The sequence below is a fragment of the Zhouia amylolytica AD3 genome (assembly GCF_000511935.2).
Taxonomy (GTDB): Bacteria; Bacteroidota; Bacteroidia; order Flavobacteriales; family Flavobacteriaceae; genus Zhouia; species Zhouia amylolytica.
In genome coordinates, this window is the sequence record NZ_AYXY01000031.1 from 150657 (window position 1) to 164189 (window position 13533).

Consider the following 13533-nt stretch of genomic DNA (forward strand, 5'->3'; position numbering starts at 1 on the left):
ACAAATTAATGCTTAAAATGACGTGTTCCTGTAAATACCATAGCAAGATTATTTTCATTACAATAATCAATGCTTAATTGGTCTTTAATAGAACCGCCAGGTTGAATTACCGTAGTAATTCCAGCCTTATCTGCTATTTCAACACAATCTGGGAATGGAAAAAAAGCGTCGCTCGCCATAGCAGCTCCTTTTAAGTCAAATTCAAATGAACTTGCTTTTTCGATAGCTTGTCTTAGCGCATCAACTCTACTTGTTTGTCCAGTACCACTAGCACAAAGTTGTTTGTTCTTAGCAAGTACAATAGTGTTAGATTTAGTGTGTTTACAGATTTTAGAGGCAAACAATAAGTCTTCTAACTCATTTTCTGAAGGTTTATTGTTGGTCACTTGTGTTAAATCCTCTTTTTGATCTGTTTTTAGGTCTTTATCCTGCACCAAAACTCCATTTAAGCATGTTCTTAAATTAGTTGTTGGTAATTCAGTTTCTTTTTGAACAAGAATGATTCTGTTCTTTTTGCCTTTTAAAATCGCTACGGCATCATCAGTATATGAAGGAGCAATGACAACTTCACAAAATAATTTGTGAATTTCATCAGCAGTTTCTTTATCTATTTCAGTGTTGGCAATTAATATACCGCCAAAGGCAGAAACCGGATCGCCGGCTAAGGCATCCACATATGCTTCTTTAATAGTGTTTCTTGTCGCAACACCACAGGCGTTATTATGCTTTAATATAGCAAAGGTTGGAGCGTCGTTTTTAAATTCATTCATCAAGTTTACAGCCGCGTCAACATCGAGTAGGTTGTTGTATGATAATTCCTTTCCATGAAGCTTATCAAAAATAGCTTCCATGTCTCCGTAAAAATATCCTTTTTGATGTGGGTTTTCACCGTAACGTAAAACCTGTGCTTTATTTTCGCTCACTTTTAAGGCAGGAATATCCTGATCTTGATTAAAATAGTTGAAAATAGCAGAGTCGTAATGAGAAGAAACGTTGAATGCTTTTGTAGCAAAACGTTTTCTTTGCTCAATTGAAGTTTTTCCTTCTCCTTCTGTAATTACTTCCAGGAACTCAGCATAGTCTTCTACGGAAGCAACACAGGTAACATCTTTAAAGTTTTTTGCTGCTGCACGAATAAGTGAGATACCTCCAATATCTATTTTCTCAATGATGTCCTGTTCAGAGGCTCCACTGGCTACAGTTTTTTCAAATGGATATAGATCGACAATAACAATGTCAATTTGCGGAATCTCAAATTTCTGTAATTCAGTCACATCGCTTTCATTGTCCTGACGGTTTAGAATTCCACCAAAAACTTTAGGGTGCAAAGTTTTAACACGACCACCTAAAATAGAAGGGTAACTCGTAACGTCTTCAACAGGAACAACATCTATTCCTAAATCTTTAATAAACTTTTCTGTACCACCAGTTGAGTAGATGGTAACTCCAAGCTCGTTAAGTTTTTGTACAATAGGTTCTAAGCCCTCTTTACTGAATACCGAAATTAAAGCAGATTTTGCCGATTTTATACCATTCATTGTTGCGTTGTTTTGTATGGGTGCAAAAGTAGTTTTTTTGCTGCAAAACAGCGCAATGCATATTAGAAAAAAACAGGAAAATTAAAGTATTCCAGCGACGCTTTGGTTAACAAACTGTAAAAACTCTTCATCTTGTGCGGAAAAGGGATCGGCTGTGTGGGAGTCAATGTCTATTTGCCCGATGTTTTCATTGTTGACAAAAAGTGGAATTACGATTTCAGCTTTCACATGAATACTACATGCAATATAGTTGTTTTGCGCTTTTACATCGGGTACCACAAAATTCTGGTTGGATACAGCTACCTGCCCGCAAATACCTTTTCCGAATGGAATAATGGTATGATCCGTTGGTTCGCCTGCATACGGGCCTAACTTCAGCTCTTCTTTATCACCGTTTTTGAAATAGAAGCCTACCCAGTCATAATAGTCAATACTATTACGTAATAGGGAACAAACTTCAGAGAGTCGTTCATCAACAGATTTGCCTGAGTCTGAAAGTATATTAGTAACTTGTGGTTTTAAAACGTCAAAAGTCATTATCGTAATATTAGGGTACAAATGTATTTAAAATGATGTGGATAACGTTACATTGATTAGGTAAAATTTGTTAAAAAAATAGCAGGTAAATTTCGTGAATTTTCTAGTAAAAAATATGGTGTGTGATCGCTGCATTATGGTAGTGAAAGATGATTTTGAACAGTTAGGGTTTGATGTGATGCAAATTAGTTTGGGGTCTGTTGAAGTTAAAAGCAATTATATATCCGAAGAGGATAAATTAGATTTGGAAAAAACACTTCAAGAACATGGATTTGAATTGATTTTGGATAAGGAGGAGGCCCATAATGAGGAGATAAAGGTCTTGCTGTTAGAGTATGTAAATGGACAGTGGTTTAAAAAGTTCAATGTGTCTGATTTTTTAGCTCACAACTTACACTCAGATTATATTGCTATTAGTAGATTTTTTTCAAAAAAAAATAACCTTACCATAGAAAAGTATCTTATCAGGTTAAAGGTAGAGCGTACCAAACAGCTTATTCAGGAAGGAAAACTTAATTTCTCAGAAATAGCCTATGAACTTGGGTATAGTAACCTAAGTCACTTATCCGCACAGTTTAAAAAAGAGGTGGGGAAAAGTCTTTCTGATTATAAAAACGTTGCTGATTTTCAAAGAAATCCAATAGACAAAATTGTATAAGAATATTCTAAAATTTTAAAATACGAATGCCGAATCATCTGGTACCTTAGTTCATATTATCATATTAAAAGTTTTTCGATGAAACATACATATAAAATAACAGGGATGACCTGTAATGGATGCCGGACACATGTTGAGGAAGCCTTAAATTCAACTGAAGGAGTTATAAGGGCTGCAGTCGATCTTGAGAAAGAGGAAGCTGAAATTGAAATGGATAAGCATTTGTCCATTGAAAAACTCCAGGAGGGTATTCGAAAAGCAGGTGAAAAGTATCGTATACATTTGAGTGAAGAAGAGGCGAAAAAACATAAAGTAGCTCATGATCAGTCAAGTAAGAAGGTGCAGGGGAATGGAGTTTTTTATTGTCCAATGCATTGCGAAGGTGATAAAACATACGACGAGCCCGGCGATTGTCCTGTATGTGGAATGGACCTGGTTGAACAGCCTGCGATTTCGGCCACAACAATTTATACATGTCCAATGCATCCTGAGATAGAGAAAGACGAGCCTGGAAGTTGTCCTATATGTGGAATGGAGCTTGTTCCCAAAGAGGCAGAGGAAAGTGCAGAGGTGAAAACCTATAAAAAGTTGCTAGCTAAGTTTAAAGTTGCAGTGATATTCACATTGCCTATTTTTATTATAGCAATGTCTGACATGCTTCATAACAATCCTTTATACAATGTTTTATCGCTAAAGTATTGGAATTGGATCCAATTTGGCTTGTCGCTGCCAGTAGTTTTTTATGCGACATGGATGTTTTTTGAAAGGGCTTATAAATCTATAAAAACCTGGAATTTAAACATGTTTACGCTGATAGGGATTGGGGCAGGAGCAGCATGGGTTTTTAGTTTTTTTGGATTGCTGTTTCCTGGTGTTTTTCCAGACCAGTTTAAAACAGAAGCTGGTACTGTACATTTGTATTTTGAGGCAGCGACGGTTATACTAACCTTGGTGTTGTTAGGTCAGCTGTTAGAAGCTCGGGCGCATAGTAAAACCAATGCTGCTATAAAAGAATTGATGAAGCTTGCTCCGAATACTGCCATTAGGGTTGTTGACGGAAATGAAGAAACAGTTTCTATCAACGCTATTAAAGTTGGGGATGTATTAAAAGTTAAACCCGGAGATAAGGTTCCGGTTGATGGGGTTATTGTTAAGGGCAATGCATTCATAGACGAGTCTGCGATTACCGGAGAACCGGTTCCGGTTGATAAGTCAGAAAATGATCAGGTCAGCTCCGGCACCATTAATGGTAAAACATCCTTCTTGATGAAAGCCGAAAAAGTAGGAAGTGAAACTTTGTTGTCACAAATTATAGCAATGGTTAATAATGCAAGCAGGTCAAGGTCGCCTGTACAAAAGCTCGCTGATAAGATATCTGCTTACTTTGTACCAATCGTGGTGTTGATCGCAATAATTACTTTTGTCATTTGGAAAATATTTGGTCCGGAGCCTTCAATGGTTTATGCCTTTGTGAATGCAATTGCCGTTTTAATTATTGCCTGCCCCTGTGCTTTAGGTCTTGCAACGCCAATGTCTGTTATGGTAGGTGTTGGTAAAGGAGCAACCTCAGGGGTCCTTATTAAAAATGCGGAAGCTCTCCAGAAATTGAGTAAAATTGATACGCTAATAATAGATAAAACCGGAACAATAACTGAAGGGAAGCCGTCGGTAGAAACTATACGAGGTGTAAGAGATGCTTATTCTGAAGAACGGGTTACCGAGATCATTGCTTCCTTGAATAGTCATAGTGAGCACCCTCTGGGTGCCGCAACAGTTGCTTATGCAAAAGAAAATAAGGTAAATGTTGGTGAGGTGGATGATTTTGAATCGGTAACTGGAAAAGGTGTGATTGGTATTTATAATGATCAGAAGGTGGGGCTTGGTAATTTTTCACTTCTTAAAGATTTTAATGTTGAGGTTGGGGAAGATGTTGAGAACGCTATTTCAGAATATCAATCGAAGGGAAAAACTGTATCAATGTTGTTTGTTGATTCACAATTAGTAGGTTTCGTAGTATTATCTGATGCGATAAAGAAAACGAGTAGTGAAGCGATTGATCGCCTGAAGGAAGAAGGAGTTGAGGTTATTATGCTTACGGGTGATAATGAAAATACAGCACAAGCCGTGGCAGAGGAGCTTGGTTTGTCTGGTTTTAAAGCCGAATGCTTACCTGAAGATAAATTGAAAGAGGTAGAGAGGCTACAGGAGGAAGGGAAAAAAGTAGCAGTGGCCGGTGATGGTATTAATGATGCTCCTGCCCTTGCTAAAGCAGATGTTGGAATCGCTATGGGTACAGGAACAGATGTTGCTATCGAAAGCGCTGAGGTGACTTTAATCAAAGGTGATTTGAAGGGAATCGTGAAAGCAATTAACCTGAGTCATAAGGTAATGAGGAATATTAAACAAAACCTTTTTTTCGCATTAATATATAATACAATTGGGGTGCCTATAGCGGCCGGAGTTTTGTTTCCTGTTTTCGGACTATTACTGTCTCCTATGATTGCCGCTTTGGCCATGAGTTTTAGCTCGGTATCAGTAATTGCAAATGCGCTTAGGTTAAAAGCAGTGCATATTGATTAATGAGAAAAAGAGGCTGTATCAAAAATCTTGTCGTGCGGATTGTTAAATATTTTGACAACCTGATTTGAACTCAGGTTGTCGCATTGTTTTTTTGATTTAGCTTCTTTATGGGGCTATCTGTTAAATGGGTACTCGTTTATCCAGTTAAACCCTCGCTTTAAAAGAGGAAATTGTGTGTGGTCTTGTTTGATGAGCCTTATTTTTAAGGTGTCCTGATAGTAGGTCCCTTCTAGATTTAGAATGCTGTCCTGCTTGGAATACTTAAACTTGTAATAATAATTCATTTCTTTTTTATACGGGGTTAGCTCCAATGCATTATTTGATGAATCAACTAAATGTCTAACTCCTTTCGGAGTATCATCCATATTGATTATAAGAGAAGAATTTTTGTCGATAATTAGTTTTTTCCACCGTATGCTGTCCGTTGTTAAAGGCAGTCTTTCATTATTGTTGTATGTAAACTTGTCGACCTCGTATATTCCATAAAGTGCAGGTAATGCAGCGAATTTTCCATATTGTTTTTGTTGCTCAACCTGCTTGATAGAAAATTTAACCACCGTGTAGGTAATAAATAGGATTTTAAATATCAGTGCTGTGATGTTCCATCGTCTCTTGCTGAAATATTTGTCATATTGAACAGGTGGTATAGGTTTGTTTAACAGGAAATAATTTATGAGGCTTTTTAAATGTGGAATAAGAATGTAAAAAGCGATCAGCATCAGGTGAAAAGAGAATAGTTTTACCGGAATATCATAACTGACGTTCATTAGAAAAACATTTAACATGACGCCAAACGTTATGAGTGCCCCAAGTTTGGTGGTTCTTCTAAATAGTAATAATACCCCTCCGATAATTTCACTTATCCCCGAAAATATGGTATAGGTGTCAGAATACTCCATGAAGTTCCACATGAGTCCCATAGGGGACGATTGACCATAGGTTTTAACCAGGTCAAACAACGACAAACTTGAAAATTGATTCGTAAATAACTTAGACATCCCATAGGATAACATATAATAAGCCAGGTAATATCTTAAGGCTACTAAGAAGAACTGAAGTAATTTGTTGTAGTTATTACGTTTTCTATCAAGAATAGACCAAAAAAAGGTTATAATTAGGGCGAGGCCTGCAATAGAGAGTAATTTTATATAATCAGAGGTTTTGTCGCCACTGCCATTAAAAAGAATTTTGAAGTTTTGTATGTGAAATATGTTTTCTGCAACCAGGGTTGTGATCCATTTCCAAAAATTGAAAACAGCCATATAGGGATAGTTAGAAAATGGCAGGTTGCCTAATGGAAACGGAATGATGTAGAGTGCAAGATAACAAAAGGAAAGTCTGAAATAAAGCTTCTTTGAAAAACTCCAATTTGGAGTGAACGTAGTGGTTTGAGCCATAATAAAAAGATTGATGATGGCACAATGTATTAAAAATTCAACTAAAATAATTCTGCTTATGTAAGAATTAACATAAAAAAAGCCGTACAAATTTGTACGGCTTTTTAAATTTATGCGATGTCTTTTTATTACATCATTCCTGGCATACCACCACCCATTGGAGGGCCTGCAGGAGGATTATCTTCTTTTATATCAACTAATGCACACTCTGTAGTTAAAATCATTCCAGCAACAGATGCTGCATTTTCTAAAGCGATACGAGTCACTTTCTTAGGATCGATAATACCTGCTTTTAACATGTTGACATATTCGTCAGTTTTGGCATTATACCCGAAATCATCTTTACCTTCGTAAACTTTAGCTACCACAACAGATCCCTCTTTACCTGAGTTTTCTACTATAGTTCTAAGAGGAGATTCGATAGCGCGTGCTACGATCTGAACTCCCGTTGCTTCATCGTCGTTTTCAGCTTTTATATCATCAAGAACTGACTTCGCTCTAACCAAGGCAACACCACCACCAGCTACGATACCTTCTTCTACTGCAGCTCTGGTTGCGTGAAGCGCATCGTCTACACGGTCTTTTTTCTCTTTCATCTCCACTTCAGAAGCAGCACCTACATATAGTACAGCAACCCCTCCAGCTAATTTAGCCAAACGCTCTTGAAGTTTTTCTTTATCGTAGTCAGATGTAGTCGTTTCAATTTGAGCTTTGATCTGGTTTACACGCGCAGTTACAGTATCGTGTTCACCTGCACCATTAACAATGGTAGTATTGTCTTTGTCGATGGTTACTTTTTCAGCAGTACCAAGCATATCAATACTTGTATTCTCCAGGTTGAAGCCTCTTTCTTCCGAGATAACAGTACCACCTGTAAGGATAGCAATATCCTCTAACATAGCTTTACGTCTGTCCCCAAATCCAGGAGCCTTAACCGCTGCTATTTTAAGAGCGCCTCTAAGTTTGTTAACCACTAAAGTTGCTAATGCTTCTCCGTCTACATCTTCAGCAATAATCAATAAAGGTTTTCCGCTTTGAGCAACCGGTTCCAAAACAGGAAGAAGGTCTTTCATAGCAGAGATTTTCTTATCGAAAAGTAAGATGTAAGGATTTTCCAGGTCAGTAATCATTTTCTCTGAATTCGTAACGAAGTATGGAGAAAGATACCCTCTGTCGAATTGCATACCTTCTACAACATCAACATAAGTGTCGGTACCTTTCGCTTCTTCAACAGTAATAACCCCTTCTTTTCCTACTTTATTGAAAGCAGTAGCGATCAACTCTCCAATAGAATTATCGTTGTTCGCTGAAATGGCAGCAACTTGTTTAATTTTATCAGAACTGTCACCTACTTCCTTGGCTTGTTTTTCAAGGTCAGCAACAATTACTTCTACAGCTTTATCTATGCCTCTTTTAAGGTCCATTGGGTTAGCCCCGGCAGCAACATTCTTTAATCCTTCTTTTACAATAGCCTGAGCTAAAACAGTTGCGGTTGTAGTTCCATCACCAGCCAGGTCATTTGTTTTAGAAGCAACCTCTTTTACCATTTGAGCTCCCATGTCTTCTAAAGCATCTTCAAGCTCAATTTCTTTAGCAACAGATACACCATCCTTGGTTACGGTTGGAGCACCGAATGATTTGCTAATTGTTACGTTTCTTCCTTTTGGTCCTAATGTTACTTTTACGGCATTGGCCAATGCGTCAACACCTCTTTTTAAGCCATCTCTGGCTTCGGTATCAAATTGAATCTGTTTTGCCATTTTATTTTAATTTTTGTGAATACTATTTGTAGTATTATGATTTTAACTTATTGAATGAATTGAAAACTAAAAAGGGTTATACGATCGCCAGAATATCGCTCTCGCGCATCATTAGATACTCATTGCCTTCTAATTTTAATTCTGTTCCGGCGTATTTTCCATATAATACGCTGTCACCAACTTTCACAGTTAGTGGCTCGTCCTTAGTGCCAGGACCTACTGCTACAACAGTTCCTTTTTGTGGTTTTTCTTTAGCAGTGTCAGGAATAATGATTCCAGATGAAGTAGTGGTTTCTGCAGCCAATGGCTCTATCAGAACTCTATCAGCTAATGGTTTAATGCTTAAGTTAGCCATATCGATAACTTTTTATGTTTTTAGATGTTTTACAAATTGCTGTTTCAGATGTGGCAGAAATTGTGCCAATTCAAAAAAGTGACATATACGGCATAAAAAAATGCCAGCTTGTCACACAAACTGGCATTTTTGACCTCTAAAGAGGGTTATTATTTACTGTGCTATAGTATCTGTTGTTGTACTGGAAGCAGGTGTTTCAGTTTCTGCTGGAGCATTATCCTGAGCAGGAGCTTCAATTTCTTGTCCTTCTAACAATTTAGATCCTGAATTCGGACCTGATTGTAATGAAAGGTTGGATAATAAAATTAAAGCGATTAAAATAGTAGCTAATGTCCAGGTACTCTTATCCAGGAAATCCCCTGTCTTTTTTACACCTCCAACTACTTGTGTGTTACCACCGAATGTTGATGATAAACCTCCTCCTTTAGGGTTTTGTACCATTATAACTAGTACCAACAAAAATGCTACGATAATAATAAGCACTAAAAAGATTGAAAACGTCATTATAAATTAATTATGTTGTTGTTGTAATTTTTTTATTGCATTAATTTGGTCTGCAAAGAAACCACTTTTTTCCGGATATTTCAAACTTAAAATTTTATAAGCTTGAATTGCTTTTTTGTACTTCTTTTGTTCGAGGTAAACCCTTGCCAAAGTTTCAGTCATTAACTCGCTTTTTTCGACTTGATTTTCTTTGGCGAGGTTCGCAGAATTCCCAAATTCTTTTACAGGACTTATCTTAGGGTTGTTCTCGATAAACTTGTCAATTAAGTCGAGTTTGTTTTTGAGGGGATTCTTTTTTTTCTTGGTTGAAGTTTTCTCTCTTACTATAGGAGTATACGAAGATAGTTTCAACCATTCGTTAAAAGAATGCTTCTCATTTTCATTAAAATCTAAAGGTTCACCGATCTTTAGTTTTTTTTTTGATGTTGGGTCTTTCGGCTTAAACAATTCAGGGTCTAATACCGCATCAGCGTCAGATTCTTTAAAACCAAATGTTTCATTGTCTCTTAACTTAATTTCTTCATGATCTGCAACATCAATCTGGCTTACAGAATGGGTGAAAAGTTTTTCGGCAACAATATTTTGTTGAAAGGTTTCCGAGGTTATGAAATCAAAAAGAATGCGCCTGTCAGTAGTATAAGCTGCAGTTTTTTTCAGCTCAGAATTGTACTTAAAGCTATCTTGGTCTTTCAGACCTTTTAAATAAAGTGCTCTGGCAGATTGAAAATAGGGGTAATCATCCAGGATTTTCTCCAGTGCAGCAAAGTGATCCGTGTTCAGTTCTTCCGGATGCTGTAAAACCTGTATGAAGTCAGAAACATTCATTAATTACCAATCGGCTAGTGTTGCGTTTACGATATCTTGAGTTATTCGTTCAAATATTACCTGATATGCTTCTTCTTTGATGGCTTGTACCTGTGTGGTTGCTGGGAAATCATAAAAGAAGGAAAAGCGTCTTTCAAAATCTTTCTCGGGATCGTCGGTGTTAAAATAACGAACCATGACACCTATAGATAATCTGTTTTGCGCAGCTGTTTGTTCGGCAGTTGCACTCATGGGGGATATTCGGTATTCAACAATTTCTCCTTCATATACAAGGTCACCCCCTGTCTTAACAAGGTCAAGATTTGTCTGGTTCAGGATGAGGTCCTGTAAGGCTAAAGTGAAATCTCTATCCAATCCAGGTTCAATAATGGGGGCATTGTTTTGAAAGAAATTAACCTGATAAGTTTCGGCGGTGGTGTTTACTCCTGTAAAAGAATAAAATCCACACGACTGAAAACTTAAAATAAGTAATATATAGAAAATGTGTTTTTTCATAGTGTTTTAATTCCGTTCAAAAGAACGAAAAAAATGTTACAAATCGTATTGTTTTATTTTTCGATATAAAGTTCGTTCGGAAATCCCTAATTCTTTCGCCGCCGCTTTTCGCTTTCCGTTGTTTCGTTCCAATGCCTTCTTTATCAGTTCTAATTCCTTTTCTTGAAGAGAAAGCGTTTCCTCTTCTTCAATATCTTCGGCAAAATGGTATTTGTCCTCTAGCGAATTATGATTAGGAAGGGCGGGAGGGCTATTGAGCGGTAAAACCTCTAAAGCCTCATCGATATCTTCGGCAGAATCAAAACTGTCTTCCGATTCTGAATCTGACCCATAAATCTTATTAATAAGGGTTTTGTTGTCTTCTTGAACCTGCTCATTGTCGCCAGTCTCCATGAGTTCCAGAGTAAGCTTTTTTAAGTCATTCAAGTCACTTTTCATGTCAAAAAGAACTTTGTATAAAATTTCTCTTTCATTACTAAAATCAGTATCTGACTTGCTATGGTTTATGACAGCCGGAAGGTTTGGTTTGTAGTCAGGTAAATAAGATCTTAAGGTGTTGGCACTAACACTTCTTTCTTGTTCCAATACCGATATTTGCTCGGCAATGTTTCTAAGTTGACGCACATTTCCGCTCCAACGATATTTGTTTAATAAAACAACGGCCTCATCATCCAGTCTGATGGTAGGCATTTTATATTTTTGAGCAAAATCTGCAGCAAATTTTCTAAATAATAAGTGGATGTCGTCCCTGCGTTCACGCAGTGGGGGCAAATGAATTTCCACCGTGCTTAACCTATAATATAGATCCTCTCTGAATTTTTCTTTTTCAATGGCTTCAAACATATTAACATTCGTTGCCGCCACAATTCTTACATCTGTTTTCTGAACTTTAGAAGATCCCACTTTGATGAATTCTCCATTCTCCAGGACTCTTAATAATCGAACCTGAGTAGTTAAAGGTAATTCCCCAACTTCATCCAGAAAAATGGTACCCCCATTTGCTTCTTCAAAATAACCGCTTCGAGTTTGGGTTGCACCGGTGAATGAACCTTTTTCGTGTCCGAAAAGTTCTGAGTCTATAGTTCCTTCCGGGATAGCCCCACAGTTTACAGCAATGAACTTGCCGTGTTTTCTGTGTGAAAGTGAATGTATAATCTTTGGAATTGCTTCTTTACCAACACCGCTTTCACCTGTAACTAATACAGAAATATCTGTAGGTGCTACCTGGATCGCTTTTTCAATGGCACGATTTAGTTTTATATCGTTTCCGATAATACCAAAGCGTTGTTTTATGGCTTGAACATTTTCCATTTCTTAGAGTTTAAAACAGCTATAATGATCTGAAGGAATCAAGATCGTAACTTATTCTCGATCGATACCTTCGGTATTTTTTTAATTGTTGTCTGAATAACCAACAGGCTCACCAATTAAGGTTGTTGAGGTACAGTCAGTAATTTTTACATTGACAAAATCTCCGATTTTGTAGTTTTCCTTTGGGAATACAACTACGGTATTTTGGGTGTTTCTACCTTTCCAGTGTTCGTTTGACTTTTTCGAATTTCCTTCAATTAGAACCTCCTCAACCTTGCCTAAATGTTGCTGAGTTCTCAGTAAACTATGTTTTTGCTGGAGGTTGATGATTTCTGTTAACCTTCTTTTCTTGGTTTCTTCAGGAACATCGTCTTCCATTTTCCTTGCGGCCATGGTTCCTGGTCTTTCCGAATACATAAACATAAATCCGAAGTCGTATTTAACATACTCCATTAAAGATAAAGTGTCTTGATGGTCTTCTTCGGTTTCAGTTGGGAAGCCGGCAATCATGTCTTGAGAGATACCACAATCGGGTATCAGCTTTTTGATGTTGTCAATCAACTCAAAATATTCTTCCCGGGTATGTTGACGATTCATTTCCTCCAGTATGCGATTACTACCACTTTGAACTGGCAAATGAATATACTTACAAATATTTGGATACTTAGCCATCGACTCAATTACATCCAAAGTCATATCCTGCGGATTTGATGTGGAGAATCGTATGCGCATTTTAGGTTGCGCTTCGGCAACCAGGGCTAGCAGTTTGGCGAAGTTTACAGCGGTGGCTTTTTGCATATCCGTGGCTTTGTCGAAATCTTTCTTTAGGCCACCTCCATACCATAAGTAGCTATCAACGTTTTGTCCCAGCAAGGTTACCTCTTTAAAGCCTCTGTTCCATAAATCATTCACTTCTTCCATTATAGATTGAGGGTCTCTGCTACGTTCTCTGCCCCTTGTGAATGGAACAACACAAAATGTACACATATTATCACATCCACGAGTTATGGATACAAAGGCAGAAACGCCGTTGCTGTTCAATCGTACAGGGGCTATATCGCCATAGGTTTCTTCTTTGGATAAAATAACATTGACTGCATCCCTTCCTTCATCTACTTCCCTGATCAAATTCGGTAGATCTTTATAAGCATCAGGGCCTACAACCATATCGACGATTTTTTCCTCCTCCAGAAATTTACTTTTTAATCGCTCAGCCATACAGCCTAAAACTCCTACCTTCATAGAAGGGTTTATTTTTTTTACTGCATTGTATTGCTCTAATCTTTTGCGTACAGTTTGTTCCGCTTTATCTCTAATAGAACATGTATTGACCAAAACGAGATCAGCTTCTTCTAATTTTTGCGTAGTATTGAAACCTTCTTTAGATAAAATAGAGGCCACAATTTCACTATCAGAAAAATTCATCTGACAGCCATAGCTTTCTATATAGAGCTTGCGATCGTTTTCTTTTTGCTGTTCAATTACCAGACTTTCACCTTGCTTCTTTTCGTCTATGATCTTCTCCATACCTGTATCTGTAATATTAACTTTAATGAAAATAGGGTGCAAAGAT

At 37.4% G+C, this 13533-nt stretch carries 12 protein-coding genes; 2 read left to right on the top strand and 10 right to left on the bottom strand.

The features are described from left to right. Nucleotides 1–5: 5 nt before the first annotated feature. On the bottom strand, nucleotides 6–1538 hold the full coding sequence (gene purH / locus P278_RS15945; RefSeq protein ID WP_038268947.1) for a bifunctional phosphoribosylaminoimidazolecarboxamide formyltransferase/IMP cyclohydrolase: 1533 nt from the start codon (nucleotides 1536–1538) through the stop codon (nucleotides 6–8). Nucleotides 1539–1619: 81 nt separating this feature from the next. Further along, nucleotides 1620–2075: a GAF domain-containing protein gene (locus tag P278_RS15950; protein WP_038268949.1), complete on the bottom strand. Its 456-nt coding sequence runs from the start codon at nucleotides 2073–2075 to the stop codon at nucleotides 1620–1622. Nucleotides 2076–2211: 136 nt separating this feature from the next. Between P278_RS15950 and P278_RS15955 the strand changes: the two genes are divergently transcribed. Next, entirely contained in the window at nucleotides 2212–2733 is a 522-nt protein-coding gene (locus P278_RS15955) for an AraC family transcriptional regulator (RefSeq protein WP_051413627.1), read from the top strand. Between the two features lie 78 nt (nucleotides 2734–2811). Beyond that, on the top strand, nucleotides 2812–5313 hold the full coding sequence (locus tag P278_RS15960) for a heavy metal translocating P-type ATPase (RefSeq protein ID WP_038268953.1): 2502 nt from the start codon (nucleotides 2812–2814) through the stop codon (nucleotides 5311–5313). 113 nt (nucleotides 5314–5426) lie between these two features. Here the strand turns inward: P278_RS15960 and P278_RS15965 are convergent, their stop codons facing one another. The 8 genes from P278_RS15965 to miaB all read right to left on the bottom strand — a co-directional run bounded on the left by P278_RS15965 (nucleotide 5427) and on the right by miaB (nucleotide 13487). Further along, nucleotides 5427–6710, bottom strand: coding sequence for a DoxX family protein (locus P278_RS15965; protein WP_038268954.1), 1284 nt, complete (start codon nucleotides 6708–6710; stop codon nucleotides 5427–5429). A gap of 128 nt (nucleotides 6711–6838) precedes the next feature. Then, nucleotides 6839–8470 (bottom strand): chaperonin GroEL, encoded by a 1632-nt coding sequence (groL, locus tag P278_RS15970; protein ID WP_038268957.1) that lies wholly within the window; start codon nucleotides 8468–8470, stop codon nucleotides 6839–6841. A 76-nt stretch (nucleotides 8471–8546) separates the two neighbouring features. Continuing rightward, nucleotides 8547–8825, bottom strand: a complete 279-nt coding sequence (locus tag P278_RS15975; RefSeq protein ID WP_038268959.1) for a co-chaperone GroES — start codon at nucleotides 8823–8825, stop codon at nucleotides 8547–8549. A 153-nt stretch (nucleotides 8826–8978) separates the two neighbouring features. After that, nucleotides 8979–9332 carry a preprotein translocase subunit SecG gene (secG, locus tag P278_RS15980; RefSeq protein ID WP_038268961.1) on the bottom strand — a complete coding sequence of 118 codons (354 nt, stop codon included), beginning with the start codon at nucleotides 9330–9332 and terminating at the stop codon, nucleotides 8979–8981. Between the two features lie 3 nt (nucleotides 9333–9335). After that, entirely contained in the window at nucleotides 9336–10154 is an 819-nt protein-coding gene (locus tag P278_RS15985; RefSeq protein WP_038268964.1) for a hypothetical protein, read from the bottom strand. Between the two features lie 3 nt (nucleotides 10155–10157). Next, nucleotides 10158–10649, bottom strand: coding sequence for an LPS assembly lipoprotein LptE (gene lptE, locus P278_RS15990; protein WP_038268966.1), 492 nt, complete (start codon nucleotides 10647–10649; stop codon nucleotides 10158–10160). Between the two features lie 36 nt (nucleotides 10650–10685). Next, complete coding sequence (locus P278_RS15995; protein ID WP_038268969.1) at nucleotides 10686–11960, bottom strand: sigma-54 interaction domain-containing protein; 1275 nt, start codon at nucleotides 11958–11960, stop codon at nucleotides 10686–10688. Nucleotides 11961–12041: 81 nt separating this feature from the next. Then, the gene (gene miaB / locus P278_RS16000; RefSeq protein WP_038269179.1) at nucleotides 12042–13487 is read right to left on the bottom strand and encodes a tRNA (N6-isopentenyl adenosine(37)-C2)-methylthiotransferase MiaB; all 1446 of its coding nucleotides are present in this window, start codon (nucleotides 13485–13487) and stop codon (nucleotides 12042–12044) included. Nucleotides 13488–13533: the final 46 nt, after the last annotated feature.

What these genes read in the sequence shown, in the direction of transcription:
- P278_RS15965 (WP_038268954.1), bottom strand. Translation starts at nt 6,710, where the DNA reads ATGGCTCAAACCACTACGTTCACTCCAAATTGGAGTTTTTCAAAGAAG.
- lptE (WP_038268966.1), bottom strand. Translation starts at nt 10,649, where the DNA reads ATGAAAAAACACATTTTCTATATATTACTTATTTTAAGTTTTCAGTCG.
- miaB (WP_038269179.1), bottom strand. Translation starts at nt 13,487, where the DNA reads ATGGAGAAGATCATAGACGAAAAGAAGCAAGGTGAAAGTCTGGTAATT.
- P278_RS15955 (WP_051413627.1), top strand. Translation starts at nt 2,212, where the DNA reads ATGGTAGTGAAAGATGATTTTGAACAGTTAGGGTTTGATGTGATGCAA.
- P278_RS15960 (WP_038268953.1), top strand. Translation starts at nt 2,812, where the DNA reads ATGAAACATACATATAAAATAACAGGGATGACCTGTAATGGATGCCGG.
- P278_RS15975 (WP_038268959.1), bottom strand. Translation starts at nt 8,825, where the DNA reads ATGGCTAACTTAAGCATTAAACCATTAGCTGATAGAGTTCTGATAGAG.
- P278_RS15985 (WP_038268964.1), bottom strand. Translation starts at nt 10,154, where the DNA reads ATGAATGTTTCTGACTTCATACAGGTTTTACAGCATCCGGAAGAACTG.
- purH (WP_038268947.1), bottom strand. Translation starts at nt 1,538, where the DNA reads ATGAATGGTATAAAATCGGCAAAATCTGCTTTAATTTCGGTATTCAGT.
- P278_RS15950 (WP_038268949.1), bottom strand. Translation starts at nt 2,075, where the DNA reads ATGACTTTTGACGTTTTAAAACCACAAGTTACTAATATACTTTCAGAC.
- groL (WP_038268957.1), bottom strand. Translation starts at nt 8,470, where the DNA reads ATGGCAAAACAGATTCAATTTGATACCGAAGCCAGAGATGGCTTAAAA.
- P278_RS15995 (WP_038268969.1), bottom strand. Translation starts at nt 11,960, where the DNA reads ATGGAAAATGTTCAAGCCATAAAACAACGCTTTGGTATTATCGGAAAC.